Annotated in this window: 13 protein-coding genes; 6 read left to right on the top strand and 7 right to left on the bottom strand. The window is 62.2% G+C overall.

All coding sequences use genetic code 11. The annotated features are described in order from the left end of the window. Positions 1–3: 3 nt before the first annotated feature. From PQT43_RS00815 to mreB, 7 genes are all read right to left on the bottom strand, one after another. On the bottom strand, positions 4–843 hold the full coding sequence (locus tag PQT43_RS00815; RefSeq protein ID WP_102861142.1) for a carbon-nitrogen hydrolase family protein: 840 nt from the start codon (positions 841–843) through the stop codon (positions 4–6). A gap of 58 nt (positions 844–901) precedes the next feature. Further along, positions 902–4,705 carry a YhdP family protein gene (locus tag PQT43_RS00810; RefSeq protein ID WP_272753393.1) on the bottom strand — a complete coding sequence of 1,268 codons (3,804 nt, stop codon included), beginning with the start codon at positions 4,703–4,705 and terminating at the stop codon, positions 902–904. A 75-nt stretch (positions 4,706–4,780) separates the two neighbouring features. Then, positions 4,781–6,238 (bottom strand): ribonuclease G, encoded by a 1,458-nt coding sequence (gene rng, locus PQT43_RS00805; protein ID WP_102861140.1) that lies wholly within the window; start codon positions 6,236–6,238, stop codon positions 4,781–4,783. A gap of 56 nt (positions 6,239–6,294) precedes the next feature. Further along, complete coding sequence (locus PQT43_RS00800) at positions 6,295–6,900, bottom strand: Maf family protein (RefSeq protein WP_102861139.1); 606 nt, start codon at positions 6,898–6,900, stop codon at positions 6,295–6,297. A gap of 43 nt (positions 6,901–6,943) precedes the next feature. Further along, the gene (gene mreD, locus PQT43_RS00795) at positions 6,944–7,435 is read right to left on the bottom strand and encodes a rod shape-determining protein MreD (RefSeq protein WP_102861138.1); all 492 of its coding nucleotides are present in this window, start codon (positions 7,433–7,435) and stop codon (positions 6,944–6,946) included. Then, entirely contained in the window at positions 7,435–8,529 is a 1,095-nt protein-coding gene (gene mreC / locus PQT43_RS00790; protein WP_267270016.1) for a rod shape-determining protein MreC, read from the bottom strand. Before mreC ends, mreD begins: the two co-directional genes overlap by 1 nt. 142 nt (positions 8,530–8,671) lie before the next feature. Next, positions 8,672–9,709 carry a rod shape-determining protein MreB gene (mreB, locus tag PQT43_RS00785; protein ID WP_002555108.1) on the bottom strand — a complete coding sequence of 346 codons (1,038 nt, stop codon included), beginning with the start codon at positions 9,707–9,709 and terminating at the stop codon, positions 8,672–8,674. A gap of 211 nt (positions 9,710–9,920) precedes the next feature. Between mreB and gatC the strand changes: the two genes are divergently transcribed. From gatC to PQT43_RS00755, 6 genes are all read left to right on the top strand, one after another. Next, positions 9,921–10,208 (top strand): Asp-tRNA(Asn)/Glu-tRNA(Gln) amidotransferase subunit GatC, encoded by a 288-nt coding sequence (gatC, locus tag PQT43_RS00780; protein WP_011059250.1) that lies wholly within the window; start codon positions 9,921–9,923, stop codon positions 10,206–10,208. A gap of 16 nt (positions 10,209–10,224) precedes the next feature. Further along, positions 10,225–11,676 (top strand): Asp-tRNA(Asn)/Glu-tRNA(Gln) amidotransferase subunit GatA, encoded by a 1,452-nt coding sequence (gene gatA / locus PQT43_RS00775; RefSeq protein ID WP_102878367.1) that lies wholly within the window; start codon positions 10,225–10,227, stop codon positions 11,674–11,676. Between the two features lie 10 nt (positions 11,677–11,686). After that, entirely contained in the window at positions 11,687–13,132 is a 1,446-nt protein-coding gene (gene gatB, locus PQT43_RS00770; protein WP_102878366.1) for an Asp-tRNA(Asn)/Glu-tRNA(Gln) amidotransferase subunit GatB, read from the top strand. Between the two features lie 82 nt (positions 13,133–13,214). Next, the gene (locus PQT43_RS00765) at positions 13,215–13,595 is read left to right on the top strand and encodes a septal ring lytic transglycosylase RlpA family protein (protein ID WP_110596015.1); all 381 of its coding nucleotides are present in this window, start codon (positions 13,215–13,217) and stop codon (positions 13,593–13,595) included. A 50-nt stretch (positions 13,596–13,645) separates the two neighbouring features. Next, the gene (locus PQT43_RS00760) at positions 13,646–14,710 is read left to right on the top strand and encodes a calcium/sodium antiporter (protein ID WP_272753580.1); all 1,065 of its coding nucleotides are present in this window, start codon (positions 13,646–13,648) and stop codon (positions 14,708–14,710) included. Beyond that, positions 14,707–15,087, top strand: coding sequence for a carboxymuconolactone decarboxylase family protein (locus PQT43_RS00755; RefSeq protein ID WP_102861132.1), 381 nt, complete (start codon positions 14,707–14,709; stop codon positions 15,085–15,087). The genes PQT43_RS00760 and PQT43_RS00755 overlap by 4 nt, the downstream gene beginning before the upstream one ends. The last annotated feature ends 57 nt before the right edge of the window (positions 15,088–15,144 follow it).

Raw genomic sequence — 15,144 nt, 5'->3', positions numbered from 1 at the left:
TACTTATGCAAGCCGTTGAACGCCTTGCGAGAAAATGCGCCGGTGACTGACCACCGGCATCCGCGCCCGGATGGACGCCTGTTCACTGCTGTCGCGCTCGGCCAACAGCACGCCCTCACCTTGATCCTGCTCCGCCAACACGCGTCCCCATGGGTCGACGATGGCCGCGTGGCCGTAGGTTTCCCGTGGGCCGGGATGCACGCCACCCTGGGCCGCCGCCAGCAGGTAGCACTGGGTTTCAATGGCCCGGGCCCGGATCAGCACCTCCCAATGGGCGGCGCCGGTCACCGCGGTAAAAGCCGAAGGCGCGGTAATCAATTCAGCGCCGGCGGCGCGCAATTCGCTGTACAGCTCGGGAAAGCGCAGGTCATAACAAACCGTCAGCCCCAACCGACCCACCGGCGTATCCGCCACTACCACGCGGTCTCCATGAGCATAGTCATCGGATTCGCGATAGCGTCCGCGATTGTCCGCCACGTCGACATCGAACAGATGCAGCTTGTCGTAGCGCGCCACAATCTGTCCCTGATCGTCCACCAACAAAGAACAGGCGTTGGCCTTGGCCTCGGGCTGATCCTCGGGGGGCAGCGGCAAGGTGCCGGCCACTATCCATAACCTGAGGTCGCGGGCGGTCTGTTTCAACCATGGCAGGATCGGACCTTCGCCCAGGGCTTCGGCGCGACCGATGGCCGCCATGTCGCGGCGGCCCATGGCGGCGAAGTTTTCCGGCAGCACGGCCAGCTTGGCACCAGCAACGGCGGCTTGCTCAAGCAGGCTCCGAGCCTGGTTCAGATTGGCCAGCACATCGCTCTGGCTGACCATTTGAATCACCGCAAGAGACATGGCGAACTCCTTGTAGGGTAGGCCGCCATGCTACTCCATAGGCACGAATCGAGGATTCTCAAAACGGCTTGTCGAAGGTGATTTGGGGATCTTTCCACGGGCCTTTGACGTTGTATTTGACGCTGGCAAAGCGCGCCACGCGGTCTCCGATCAGCTTGTCGATCAGGAACAACGCCCCACCCACCGCAGGCGCCCCGACGATCAGCGCGGCAATCGGCAGGTTGTTGGTGACCGGCAGGGTCACCAGCAGCTTGGCGTCCACCTGATCGGCCACCATATCCAGGGTGCCATTGAGCTCCAGATTGCTCGACGGCCCCGTGAGGGTGATCGGTTCGCGAGTGACATACACACCATTGCTCGCCGCCAGCACGCCCTTGACCCGGTCATAGCTCAAGCCCTTGCCGAACAGGTCGGAGAAGTCCAGGCGCAGGCGCCGGCCGATGGAGTTGAAGTTGAGCAGGCCGAATACCCGCAGGGCCTGGGCCCCGCCTTCGACTTCAACGAACTGCCCCTTGCGCAGGGTGGCGTCCAGGCTGCCGGAGAAGCGCTTCAAGCCCACCCAGGCCGGTGAGCCCGGCCAGCGGCCATCGACATCCAGGTGAAAGTCTTCACTGGTCACGGTCGGTGCGAAGCCCCAGCCCTTGAGCACATCCGCCAGGTTCTTGCCACCAATACGGCCACGGTACCAACTGCTGCTGGCACCGGCCTGACCTTCCCAGCCACCCTCGCCTTGCAACTGCATGCCCTTGAGGCCCAGGTTCAGGCCATTGAAGACCATGCCCTTGGCCGTCGGCCGAACCTTGAGCGCCCAGCGACCGATCAGGTCCTGGCCCTGGAACAATTGGGCAATGGATATATCCAGTGGCGGAACGTTCTTCGGGTCCACCGAAGCCAAAGGATCAGGTGCATTTTCATCGGTCTGGGCCGTCGGGTCGGCGGCCGGCAGGCGCACATACGCCATGTCGATGACCATTGGCGCCACCTTGGCATCGGGAATCCCGACTTTGCCCTTGGCCTGTTGACTGTCGATCTGCAGCTCCCAGGCAGTGGGCTTGCGGCTCAGCAGCAGGTTGACCTGATCCAGCGAGGTGCCGAAGGCGCTGAGCTTGCCGACCTTGAAGTCCGCACTGCTGAGCAACTGCTTGGCGCTGCCCCCCGGGTCCTTTCCGGCATAGCGATCCACCAGGGCCTTCCACGGTTCCACATCCAGCTCGGAGAGAATCCCCCGTACCCGCAGCCCTTTGCCAGGAGGCAGCAAGGCCGCACCATCGCCGAGGAACAGTTCGCCCCGACCCTCGGCGAGCTTGCCGCTGGGCGCCGCGAAAGTGAAGTCGGCCAACTCGCCGTATTTGAACCAGTAGCGCCGCTCGGCCCCTTGCAGGGTCATGCGAAACACACTGTTACGCCCGGTGCTGGCAGCCATGCCAAACGGCGCCGGCAGGTCCACCGCCATGCCCTTGAGGCTGGAGTTGACCATCAATTGACTGTCGGCACCGTCAAGGTTCAGTTGCAACTGAAAGGGCACTTCGCCGGACACCGGCAACGGCTGGCTGACTTTCAACCAGTCGGTGAGTTTCTTCACCGTAACCTGACCCTTGGCAACCACTCGGGTATTGGGCTTGCCTGGCTTGCCATCGGCAAAAATCTGCGCCGTGACCGGCCGATCGAAAGCCTGGGCGCTGATCCCTGAGCCACTCAGGCCCCTGGCACTGTCAAAGCGGAAGTCGCCCTTGAGCTGGGTCAGTTCCAACTCGGGTTCGCTGAGTTTGAGGCGCGCCTTGTCAGTTTTGAAGTCCACCAGGATCTTCGGTTCCTCGCCCTTGACCAGGGGGATGTCCAGGTTCAGCTTGCCTTGCAGGTCGCCCTCGCCCTGCCAGCCGGCAAAGGTCGATGCGGTGCCGATCGGCGCTTCCTGCAGAATCTTCACCCCGTCACCCAGGCCGCCGGCAAAACTGCCGTCGATGAACATGTGGCTGCTCTGACCGGCAACGGAATGGGGAATGTTGACGAAAACATCCCGCACCTTGGTATCCAACAGCTGCCCCTTGCTGGCGACGATGCGTACGCCGCTGTCTTCGACAAACACATCGCCGCTGATCTTGCTCAGGTGCGGCCAGCCCGGCTGGAACGCCAGTTCGGCGTCATGCACCTTGAAGAACAGGCTGATGCTGCGAGCCGCCTCGATAGCGTCATGGTTGAGCGAACCCTGGTACTGGAAGAACCCCTCATCCACCGCGCCCTTGAGGATCGCCGTGCGCAGCCATTCATCCAGCGCCGGACTGAGCACCTGGGGCAGGTACTTGGCGGTGTAGCGCCCATCGCCGTCCACCAGGCCGACCCGCAGGTCCATGTAGTCTTCCTGGCTGTGGTCGAAGTGCAGCCGGATCAGGAAATCGCCGGCAATCTTGCCCTCTTCCCCCAGCACCTTGAGGTAGGGCGCGATCAGGGTGAAACCTTGTTTGTCGAGCTTCCAGGTCAGGGTGGCGTTGGCCTGGATGTACTGCCAGGGCTTGGCGAAGATCGGGTACAGGTGCAGGGAGAAATCCTTGCTGTCCATGCGCAGCTCGCCCTTGCCCAGGTCGCCGCTGATGCTGCCACTGACGTTTCGCGCCGCCGGAGCGCCGTGATAGGCGTCGAAGCCGACCCGATCAAGGTTGGCGGCAAAGCTCAGCCGCTGGTCGCCGGTGTTCTGGGGGCGATAGTCGAGCAGCACATTGCGCAGCCCGCCGCTAACCTTCAAGCGCTCGATGGTGGTGGCCAGGCCTTGCGGCAAAGGTGCCAGGGCATTGAGGATCGGCGTGAGCGGCGTCAGGTCCAGGCGGTCGGCTTGCAGATGCCAGAGTTCTTCACGGTTATCGCCGGCCTGGGTTTGCTGCAGTTGCAGACGCGATTCCCAACGGGTTTCGCCAAGGCTCAGCGCCAGGGAATCGAGTTGTACCTGCAGGCCCTGATCGCTGCGCTGGAAGAAGGCATTCAACGCCAGATTCTTCAGGGTGACTGGCGTGCGCTCGGCATAGGCGCCGCTGAGCTGTGGCGCATTCAAGCGCAGCGCCGCGCTCTGCACTGTGCCCTTGGCCCAGGTCAGCCACAGCTCGCCACCGGCCTTGAGTTCGGAGAGTTTCCATTGCTGAGTGACACGGGCCGGCAGCCAGCGCGACCAGTCACTTTGCGGCAGGCTCAGGTACAGCTCGGCCCGGGCGTCGCGCCATGCATCCGCCTGGATGCGTGTGCGCAGGTTGACGGCCAGGGGCTGCCCATCAGGCAGGGTCAGGCGCAGGTCCAGGCGCTGGCGGCTGGGACCGGTGCGCAGATTGAGTCCGACATAGGTCAGGGCCAGCGGCGAATGATCCTGCGGCAGTAAAGTGACTTGGCTGTCCAACAGGGAGAGTTCCGCGACTTGCTGCAAGCGAGTCAGCAGTTGTCCCGGATCCATGGGTTGGTCCTGCTGCATTGGCAGGCCTTGCAATTGCCATTGGCCGTCCGCGCCTTCCTTGAGGCTCAGACTCAGACCGCTGAGCTCCAGGCGCCCTATGCGCAGGTCACGGGCCAACAGGCTGCCGAGCATGTCCGGGGCCACGCTGACCTGGTCCAGGCGCAGGGCGTTGGCCCCCTCGCCCACCATCACATCGTGTGCCAGGAGAATCGGCGACAGTCCGCTCCAACGCCCTTCCAGGCTACCGATATGCACCGGCAGCCCCACGGCCTGCTGCACCTTGGCTTCGACCTCGGCCTGGTACTCAGCCACCAGCGGAGTCAGTTCCCGACCCAGGCTGACGTACAAGGCCGTCACCACCAACAGCAACGCGCAGGAACCCAGCCCCCAGCGAATCAGCGTGGTGAACAAGCGGATCAGCCGCTCCATCTCAGTTGGCTCCCATGGCAAAAGTCATGCAAAAAGCTGAAGCCAGCCGTTTCCAGTGGTGTAAAACACGGGAAATCAGAGCAGCACCACGTCGTATTGTTCCTGGGAGTACATGGTTTCGACCTGGAACCTGATGGTACGGCCGATAAAACCTTCCAACTCCGCCACATTGCCCGACTCTTCGTCCAGCAGACGATCCACCACTTTCTGATTGGCCAGCACTCGATACCCTTCTGCCTGATAAGCCCGGGCCTCACGGAGGATTTCACGGAATATTTCGTAACAGATGGTTTCCGGGGTCTTCAGCTTGCCCCGTCCCTGACAACTGCTGCAGGGCTCGCAGAGCACCTGCTCCAGACTCTCGCGCGTGCGTTTGCGGGTCATCTGCACCAGGCCCAGTTCGGTGATGCCGATGATGTTGGTCTTGGCGTGATCGCGCTCCAGCTGCTTCTCCAGGGTCCGCAGTACCTGACGCTGATGCTCCTCGTCTTCCATGTCGATGAAGTCGATGATGATGATCCCGCCCAGGTTGCGCAGGCGCAGTTGCCGGGCAATGGCGGTAGCGGCTTCGAGGTTGGTCTTGAAGATGGTTTCCTCAAGATTGCGATGACCGACGAAGGCCCCGGTGTTGACGTCGATGGTGGTCATGGCTTCTGCCGGGTCCACCACCAGATAACCACCGGACTTGAGTGGCACCTTGCGCTCCAGGGCCTTCTGGATTTCATCCTCGACGCCGTACAGGTCGAAGATCGGCCGCTCACCGGGGTAGTGCTCCAGGCGATCGGCGATTTCCGGCATCAGCTCGGCAACGAACTGGGTGGTCTTCTGGAAGGTTTCCCGGGAGTCGATGCGGATCTTCTCGATTTTCGGGCTCACCAGATCCCGCAGGGTACGCAGCGCCAGGCCCAGGTCTTCGTAGATCACATTGGGCGCGCCAATGGTCTTGATCTGAACACCGATCTGATCCCAGAGCCGACGCAGGTAGCGAATGTCCATCAGGATCTCATCGGCCCCGGCGCCCTCGGCGGCAGTACGCAGGATGAACCCGCCCGCCTCCTTGATGCCTTCCTGGGCCACGCAGTCGCTGACCACCTGCTTCAAGCGCTCACGCTCGGCTTCATCCTCGATCTTCAGCGAGATGCCGACATGGGCGGTACGGGGCATGTACACCAGATAACGTGAAGGAATCGACAACTGGGTGGTCAGTCGGGCGCCCTTGGTGCCGATGGGGTCCTTGGTGACTTGCACCACCAGGCTCTGCCCTTCATGCACCAGGGCACTGATGCTTTCCACCGCCGTACCTTCACGGGTGGAGATTTCCGCAGCATGAATAAACGCTGCGCGGTCCAGGCCGATATCGACGAAAGCGGCCTGCATGCCGGGCAATACCCGCACCACCTTGCCTTTATAGATGTTGCCAACGATACCGCGGCGCTGGGTCCGTTCGACGTGAACCTCTTGCAGCACTCCGTTTTCGACCACCGCCACCCGTGATTCCATCGGCGTGATGTTGATCAGAATCTCTTCACTCATGGCAGTGTCTCGTTCAGGCGTGTTCATAGAAGGCCGCAGCAGTCGGGTACGGCGCTTTAGCGCACTGGAAGGTTTTGCCAACAGGGTATGCCGAAATGGCCAAGCAGTTCTGCGGTTTCGCACACCGGCAAGCCAACCACAGCGGAGTAACTGCCATTGAGCCCTGACACAAACACCGCCGCAAGCCCCTGGATTGCATAACCACCGGCCTTGTCCCGAGGCTCGCCGCTGGCCCAGTAGATGCTCGCTTCCTCAGGGGAGATGGCGCGAAACCGCACCAGGCTGCGCACCACTCTCGACTCGCAGCGCTCCCCGTCGAGCAGGGCAATGGCAGTCAACACTTCGTGCTCGCGCCCGGCCAGCGCCATGAGCATCGCCAGGGCGTCGGCCTGGTCCAACGGTTTGCCGAGGATCCGCCCATCCAGCACCACGGCCGTATCGGCTCCCAGCACACAGGCCGGGGCCCGGGATTCGCTGCTGGTGATCAGGGCGCGCCCGGCCGCCGCCTTGCCACGGGCAAGACGCTCGACATAAGCCGCAGGGGATTCATCAGCCAGCGGAGTTTCATCGATGTCCGCGCTGATGGCGGTGAAGGGCACACCGATCTGGGTGAGCAGCTCACGCCGACGGGGCGAACCGGAAGCGAGGTAAAGCGGATTCATCAAGACATCTCCCTGTCGAGGTGCGGGCCAATGCCTGACCGAATTAATTGATTTTGAAACGTCGGCGCAACCCACGCAGGCCAAAGCTGACCCACGGCCACAACAGCGCACTGACCAGGGCTGGCAGGACCAGCGCCAGGGTCGGCTGGCGATTACCGGTCAGGGCGCTGAGCCAGAGTTGGACCAACTGCGCCAAGCCAAAGATCACCAGGATCACCAAACTCTGCTGCCACATCGGGAACATCCGCAGACGCTGTTGCAGGGATAGCACGAGGAAGGTGATCAGAGTCAGGATCAAGGCGTTCTGCCCCAGGAGCGTGCCGTAAAGCACATCCTCCGCCAGCCCAAGGCACCAAGCCGTGACCATGCCCACCTTGTGCGGCAGGGCCAGGGCCCAAAAGGCCAGTAGCAGGGCCAGCCATAGCGGGCGCAGGATTTCCATGAACTGAGGCAAAGGCGACACACTCAGCAGCATGCCGATCAGAAACGTCAGCCAGACGATCCAGCCGTTTTGCGAATAGGTGCTACCCGCCATTATTCTCTTCCTCCGGTGGTGGCCGGTGCCGCAGCCGGAGGCTGGGCCGCCGGTTTCACCACAGGTTTATTGACCGGCTTGGCCGGCGCATGGGCGGCCGGCTTGACCGGAGCCGCCGGTGCAGCAGTGGGGGCAGTGGCAGGCGCGGCAGTGGCAGCTGGAGTCACCGCAGGCTTGGGCACCGTGGCCGGCACCGCCGGGGTGGGATTGCCACCCTGCTGGTCCTGGGCTTCCTGAGCCTGGGCCGCATCATTGGCCCGCTCTTCGGCCGTGCGCGGATCACTGAATACCAGTAACAGGTAACGGCTGCGGTTCAGCGCAGCAGTGGGCACCGCTCGCACAATGGCGAATGGCTGACCGGAATCGTGGATCACTTCCTTGACCGTGGCCACCGGATATCCAGCGGGGAAACGCTGGCCAAGGCCCGAACTGACCAGCAAATCGCCTTCCTTGACATCGGCGGTGTCGGCCACGTGGCGCAACTCCAGGCGCTCCGGGTTGCCAGTGCCACTGGCAATGGCCCGCAGGCCGTTGCGATTGACCTGTACCGGAATGCTGTGGGTGGTGTCGGTCAGCAACAGGACGCGCGAGGTATAAGGCATCAACTCCACCACCTGCCCCATCAAGCCACGGGCATCGAGCACCGGCTGGCCGAGGAACACGCCATCACGCTCACCTTTATTGATGATGATGCGATGGGTAAAGGGGTTGGGGTCCATGCCGATCAACTCGGCCACTTCGACCTTCTCGTTGACCAGTGCCGAAGAGTTGAGCAATTCGCGCAGACGCACGTTCTGCTCGGTCAGGGCTGCGAGCTTTTGCATGCGCCCCTGCAGCAGCAGGTTTTCGGTCTTGAGTTTTTCGTTTTCAGCGACCAGCTCGGTGCGACTGCCGAACTGACTGGCAACGCCCTGCCATAGCCGCTGCGGCAGGTCGGTGATCCAGTAGGACTGCATCAACACCAGCGACATCTGGCTACGCACTGGCTTGAGCAGTGTGAAGCGGGCATCGACCACCATTAGTGCGACCGACAGTACGACCAGCACCAGGAGGCGCACGCCCAATGAGGGGCCTTTGGCGAAAAGCGGTTTAATAAGCCGCTCCTCCCAGGCAAATGTTGTGTTTATTCATACGGCATCAAACCGGCCTGGATGCAGATTGACAGAAGATAAACGCCACAGGCAGCACTGCAAAGTGCTGCCTGTGAGCGCAACAGCATAGATGCAACCGGCGAAGTTACTCGCTGGAGAGCAGGTCCATGGTGTGTTTGTCCATCATTTCCAATGCACGGCCACCGCCGCGAGCAACACAGGTCAGCGGATCTTCGGCAACGATCACCGGCAGACCGGTTTCCTGGGCCAACAGCTTGTCCAGATCACGCAGCAGAGCGCCACCACCGGTCAGCACCAGGCCGCGCTCGGCGATGTCCGAAGCCAGTTCCGGAGGCGATTGCTCCAGGGCACTTTTCACCGCCTGAACGATGGTTGCCAGGGACTCCTGCAGAGCCTCCAGCACTTCATTGGAGTTCAGGGTGAAGGCACGTGGCACACCTTCAGCCAGGTTACGGCCGCGTACGTCGACTTCACGTACTTCGCCGCCTGGGTAGGCAGTACCGATTTCCTGCTTGATGCGCTCAGCGGTGGACTCACCGATCAGGCTGCCGTAGTTGCGACGCACGTAAGTGATGATGGCCTCGTCGAAACGGTCGCCGCCAACACGTACGGATTCGGCGTAAACCACACCGTTCAGGGAGATCAGGGCGATTTCAGTGGTACCACCACCGATGTCCACGACCATCGAACCACGGGCCTCTTCAACCGGCAGGCCGGCACCGATCGCAGCGGCCATTGGCTCTTCGATCAGGAACACTTCACGGGCACCGGCGCCAAGGGCCGATTCACGGATGGCACGACGCTCAACCTGGGTGGACTTGCATGGAACGCAGATCAGCACACGAGGGCTGGGCTGCAGAAAGCTGTTTTCATGAACCTTGTTGATGAAGTACTGCAGCATCTTTTCGCAGACGCTGAAGTCGGCGATCACGCCGTCCTTCATCGGACGAATGGCGGCAATGTTGCCCGGAGTACGACCGAGCATGCGCTTGGCCTCAGTACCAACCGCAACAACACTTTTCTGATTACCGTGGGTCCGAATGGCCACAACCGATGGTTCATTCAGGACAATACCGCGCTCGCGCACGTAAATAAGGGTGTTGGCAGTGCCCAGGTCAATGGAAAGATCGCTGGAAAACATGCCACGCAGTTTCTTGAACATGGGAAAGGGACCCTAGGCAACGCGTGGGTAAAAAAGTGCGGCAAACTCTAACAACGACAGGGATTTTGGGCAAGGCGCCAATATGTTAAATTGGCCGCTTTTCTGTGCACCAAACCCCACAATCGCGGCCATAAGACCGTAGAAATGCGGTAGTGTTCCGACAATCTAACACGCGGACGAAATCCGTTTTTGTTTTCCACTGGAGAATCCCATGGCGCTTGAACGCTCCGACGTGGAAAAAATCGCTCATTTGGCCAGCATCAAGCTCAATGAAGGCGATCTTCCACACATCACCTCCGCCCTTAACAGCATTCTCGGGCTGGTGGATGAAATGCAGGCAGTCGATACCGATGGTATCGAGCCCCTGGCCCACCCTCTGGAAGCCAGCCAGCGCCTGCGCGCAGACGTTGTGACCGAGTCCAATCATCGCGAGGCCTATCAGTCCATCGCACCAGCGGTCGAAAGCGGCCTGTATCTGGTTCCGAAAGTCATCGACTAAAGGGAAAGAGCCTGCAATGCACCACATGACTCTGGCCGAGATCGCCCGCGGCCTCGCCGACAAGAAGTTTTCCTCTGTAGAACTGACCCAGACCCTGCTGGCGCGCATCGCTCAGTTGGATCCGCAGATCAACAGTTTCATCAGCCTCACCCAAGACCTGGCCCTGGGCCAGGCCAAGGCCGCCGACGAACGTCGCGCCAACGGTGAGAGCGGAGCCCTGCTGGGCGCACCGATCGCCCACAAAGACCTGTTCTGCACCCAAGGCATCCGCACCAGCTGCGGTTCGAAGATGCTCGACAACTTCAAGGCGCCCTATGACGCCACCGTGGTCGCCAAGCTGGCCGCTGCCGGGGCCGTGACCCTGGGCAAGACCAACATGGACGAATTCGCCATGGGCTCGGCCAACGAGTCGAGCTGGTACGGCGCAGTGAAAAACCCGTGGAACCTGGAGCACGTGCCCGGCGGTTCGTCCGGTGGTTCCGCCGCCGCCGTAGCCGCGCGCCTGCTGCCTGCGGCCACCGCCACCGACACTGGCGGTTCGATCCGCCAGCCCGCCGCCTTCACCAACCTCACCGGCCTGAAGCCGACCTACGGTCGCGTTTCCCGCTGGGGCATGATCGCCTACGCTTCCAGCCTCGATCAGGGCGGCCCGCTGGCACGCACCGCCGAAGACTGCGCGATCCTGCTGCAAGGCATGGCCGGCTTCGACCCGAACGACTCCACCAGCATCGATGAACCGGTGCCGGACTACAGCGCCAGCCTCAGCGGCTCGCTGCAGGGCCTGCGCATCGGCGTGCCGAAGGAGTACTTCAGCGCCGGCCTCGACCCGCGCATCGCCGAACTGATCCACAACAGCATCAAGGAGCTGGAAAAGCTCGGTGCGGTGATCAAGGAAATCAGCCTGCCGAACATGCAGCACGCGATTCCCGCGTACTACGTGATCGCCCCGGCGGAAGCCTCCTCCAACCTGTCGCGTTTCGACGGCGTGCGCTTCGGCTACCGTTGCGAGAACCCGGCCAACCTTGAAGACCTGTACAAGCGCTCCCGTGGCGAAGGCTTCGGCAGCGAAGTGCAGCGCCGGATCATGGTCGGTGCCTACGCGCTGTCCGCCGGCTACTACGACGCCTACTACCTCAAGGCGCAGAAAATCCGTCGCCTGGTGAAGAACGACTTCATGACCGCTTTCAACGAAGTCGACATCATCCTCGGCCCGACCACGCCCAACCCGGCCTGGAAGCTCGGCGCCAAGAGCAGCGATCCGGTCGCCGCGTACCTGGAAGACGTCTACACCATCACCGCCAACCTCGCGGGCCTGCCGGGCCTGTCGATGCCGGCCGGTTTCGTCGACGGCTTGCCGGTCGGCGTGCAACTGCTCGCCCCGTATTTCCAGGAAGGCCGCTTGCTCAACGTTGCGCACCAGTATCAGTTGAACACTGACTGGCACACCCGCACCCCAACCGGCTTCTGAGGAGACACACATGCAATGGGAAGTCGTGATCGGGCTGGAGATTCATACCCAGCTCACCACTCAATCGAAGATTTTCTCCGGTAGCTCCACCGCCTTCGGTGCCGAGCCCAACACCCAGGCCAGCCTGATCGACCTGGGCATGCCCGGCGTACTGCCAGTGCTGAACCAGGAAGCGGTGCGCATGGCGGTGATGTTCGGCCTGGCGGTAGACGCCGAGATCGGCCAGCACAACGTGTTCGCCCGCAAGAACTACTTCTACCCGGACCTGCCCAAGGGCTACCAGATCAGCCAGATGGAACTGCCAATCGTCGGCAAGGGCCACCTGGACATCCCTCTGGAAGACGGCACCATGAAACGCGTCGGCATCACCCGCGCGCACCTGGAAGAAGACGCCGGCAAGAGCCTGCACGAAGAGTTCAACGGTGCCACCGGCATCGACCTGAACCGCGCCGGCACGCCGCTGCTGGAAATCGTGTCCGAGCCGGACATGCGCAGCGCCAAGGAAGCCGTGGCCTACGTCAAGTCGATCCACGCGCTGGTTCGCTACCTGGGCATCTGCGACGGCAACATGGCCGAAGGCTCGCTGCGTTGCGACTGCAACGTCTCGGTCCGCCCCAAGGGCCAGGTCGAGTTCGGCACCCGCTGCGAGATCAAGAACGTCAACTCGTTCCGTTTCATCGAGAAGGCGATCAACAGCGAGATCCGTCGCCAGATCGATCTGATCGAAGACGGCGGCAAAGTGATCCAGCAGACCCGCCTGTACGACCCGAACAAGGACGAAACCCGTCCGATGCGCAGCAAGGAAGAAGCCAACGACTACCGTTACTTCCCCGATCCGGACCTGCTGCCCGTGGTTATCGAGGATTCCTTCCTCGACCAGGTACGCGCCACCCTGCCAGAACTGCCACCGCAGAAACGCGAGCGCTTCCAGGAGCAGTTCGGCCTGTCGGTCTACGACGCCAGCGTCCTGGCCACCAGCCGCGAGCAGGCGGACTACTTCGAGAAGGTCGCCAGCATTGCCGGTGACGCCAAGCTCGCCGCCAACTGGGTCATGGTCGAACTGGGCAGCCTACTCAACAAGCAGGGCCTGGAAATCGACGCAGCCCCGGTCTCGGCCGAACAACTGGGCGGCATGCTGCTGCGGATCAAGGACAACACCATCTCCGGCAAGATCGCCAAGACCGTGTTCGAAGCCATGGCCAATGGCGAGGGCAGCGCCGACGAGATCATCGACAAGCGCGGCCTCAAGCAAGTCACCGACAGCGGCGCGATCTCCGCAGTGCTGGATGAAATGCTCGCGGCCAACGCCGAACAGGTCGAACAGTACCGCGCCGCCGACGAGGCCAAGCGCGGCAAGATGTTCGGCTTCTTCGTCGGCCAGGCGATGAAAGCTTCCAAGGGCAAGGCCAACCCACAACAGGTCAACGAGCTGCTGAAAAGCAAGCTCGAAGGCTGATCGAAAAATGCAGCCTTGGCTTGTCAGTCGAAATCGCGGGGATGCAAGCCCGTCTTCGCTGGCAAGCCAGCTCCTGCGAATAATGACTCCCCGTCCCTGGTTCGTGGCCTGTGCCCTGCTCGCTCTGCTCACGGGCTGCGCTAGCAGCCATATCATCGACCCTCGAGGTTATGACCAGACCGGGACAGCCTCCTATTACGGCGCCCGCCATCATGGCAAACGCACCGCCAGCGGCGAGCCCTTCGATCAGAACGGCCTCACTGCGGCCCATCGCGAACTGCCGTTCGGCACCCGAGTGCAAGTCACCAACCAGGGCAACGGCAAAAGCGTCGTAGTCCGTATCAACGATCGTGGCCCGCACACCCGCGGCCGCCTGATCGACTTATCCCGCGCTGCCGCGCAACAGCTGGGCATGCTGCGCAGCGGCACCGCCAAAGTACGCATCCAAGCCCTCAGCGACTGACCGACGGAGCCCGAGCCATTACCGCCTTTGCCGAACTGCCCCTGCTCAGCCTGATCCAACTCATCTGCGGCCTGGTAATGCTGATCGCCGGCGCCGAGTTGCTGGTGCGTGCCGCCGTACGTTTGTCCGCGCGCCTGCATGTACGTCCGCTGATCATGGGCTTGAGCATCGTCGCCTTCGGCAGCAGCGCGCCGCAGATGGCCATCAGCCTGCAGGCGACCCTGGCCGACAACACCGATATCGCCGTGGGCAGCGTGATCGGCAGCAGCATCTTCAACATCCTGGTGACCCTGGGTCTATCGGCCCTGATCATTCCGCTGCGGGTATCGCGACAGCTGGTGCGCCTGGACATCCCGTTGATGATCGGTGCCAGCCTGCTGGTATTCATCCTGGCCTATAACGAGCGTCTCACCCCCTCCGACGGTGTCATCCTGCTGGCGGCCCTGGTGCTGTACCTGCTCCTGCTGTTGCGCCAGTCGCGGCACTCGGCACGCCATCACCTGCCCGCTCCAGCCGGCCAGCGCGGTTTCGCGCCCAGGTTCAGCAGCATGCTGATGGTGCTTATCGGCCTGGGGCTACTGGTCTTCGCCGGACACTTGCTGCTAGGCGCCGCCGTCACCGTGGCCGACGACCTGGGCTTGTCGGAGCGAGTCATGGGACTGACGGTGATTGCCGTCAGCACCTCCCTGCCCCAACTCGCCACTTCCCTGCTCGCGGCCCTGCGGGGCCAGCGGGATATCGCCGTGGGCAATGTCATCGGCAGCAATCTCTTCAACTTGCTGGGGGTCCTGGGGTTTACCGCCCTGGTGGCACCGACGCCGCTCTCGGTTTCGCCCAACGCCCTGGATTTCGACTTGCCGGTGATGCTTGGCGTCGCAGTGCTATGCCTGCCGGTGTTCTATTCGGGGTATCGCGTGACCCGGGCCGAAGGCTTGCTGTTTCTCGGCCTGTACCTGGCCTATGGGCTGCACGTAGTGTCCTTCACCACGGGCATGCCCCTGGCGGGAAAGCTGGAACACTTGATGCTGTTTTTCGTCCTGCCAGCGCTGGTGGCGTTTCTGCTGTTCAGTTCGCTACGGGCCTGGCGCCGCCAACACAAGAGAGAAGCGCCATGAGCGAAAACAAGAAAAGCGGACTGCAAATGCGTCGCCAAGTGATGGGCGACGCCTTCGTCGACCGAGCTCTGGGCAACGCCACCGAATTCACCCAGCCACTGCAGGAGTTCGTCAACGAACACGCTTGGGGCGGCGTGTGGAACCGTGATGGCCTGCCGTTGAAAACCCGTAGCCTGATCACCCTGGCAACGCTGACCGCGCTGAAGTGTCCCCAGGAGTTGAAGGGCCACGTGCGTGGCGCCCTGAACAACGGCTGCACCGTGGAAGAGATACGTGAAGCGCTGCTGCATTGCGCGGTGTATGCCGGAGTGCCGGCCGCCATCGATGCGTTTCGCGCAGCCCAGGAAGTGATTGACGCTTATCAGCAGCCGCAGTGAACCCGTTGTTCGCCGACAAGCCGCCTCCTAGCGCCGCCTTATAAGAGCCGGCTTGAC

It is taken from the genome of Pseudomonas sp. BLCC-B112 (genome assembly GCF_028550695.1).
GTDB classification, from domain to species: Bacteria; Pseudomonadota; Gammaproteobacteria; order Pseudomonadales; family Pseudomonadaceae; genus Aquipseudomonas; species Aquipseudomonas danubii.
The sequence above is the reverse complement of the archived record's forward strand: the minus strand, read 5'-3'. Positions and strand labels throughout refer to the sequence as shown.

What these genes read in the sequence shown, in the direction of transcription:
- PQT43_RS00800 (WP_102861139.1), bottom strand. Translation starts at nt 6,900, where the DNA reads ATGAATCCGCTTTACCTCGCTTCCGGTTCGCCCCGTCGGCGTGAGCTG.
- PQT43_RS00765 (WP_110596015.1), top strand. Translation starts at nt 13,215, where the DNA reads ATGACTCCCCGTCCCTGGTTCGTGGCCTGTGCCCTGCTCGCTCTGCTC.
- gatC (WP_011059250.1), top strand. Translation starts at nt 9,921, where the DNA reads ATGGCGCTTGAACGCTCCGACGTGGAAAAAATCGCTCATTTGGCCAGC.
- mreB (WP_002555108.1), bottom strand. Translation starts at nt 9,709, where the DNA reads ATGTTCAAGAAACTGCGTGGCATGTTTTCCAGCGATCTTTCCATTGAC.
- PQT43_RS00755 (WP_102861132.1), top strand. Translation starts at nt 14,707, where the DNA reads ATGAGCGAAAACAAGAAAAGCGGACTGCAAATGCGTCGCCAAGTGATG.
- mreD (WP_102861138.1), bottom strand. Translation starts at nt 7,435, where the DNA reads ATGGCGGGTAGCACCTATTCGCAAAACGGCTGGATCGTCTGGCTGACG.
- gatA (WP_102878367.1), top strand. Translation starts at nt 10,225, where the DNA reads ATGCACCACATGACTCTGGCCGAGATCGCCCGCGGCCTCGCCGACAAG.
- gatB (WP_102878366.1), top strand. Translation starts at nt 11,687, where the DNA reads ATGCAATGGGAAGTCGTGATCGGGCTGGAGATTCATACCCAGCTCACC.
- rng (WP_102861140.1), bottom strand. Translation starts at nt 6,238, where the DNA reads ATGAGTGAAGAGATTCTGATCAACATCACGCCGATGGAATCACGGGTG.
- PQT43_RS00815 (WP_102861142.1), bottom strand. Translation starts at nt 843, where the DNA reads ATGTCTCTTGCGGTGATTCAAATGGTCAGCCAGAGCGATGTGCTGGCC.
- PQT43_RS00810 (WP_272753393.1), bottom strand. Translation starts at nt 4,705, where the DNA reads ATGGAGCGGCTGATCCGCTTGTTCACCACGCTGATTCGCTGGGGGCTG.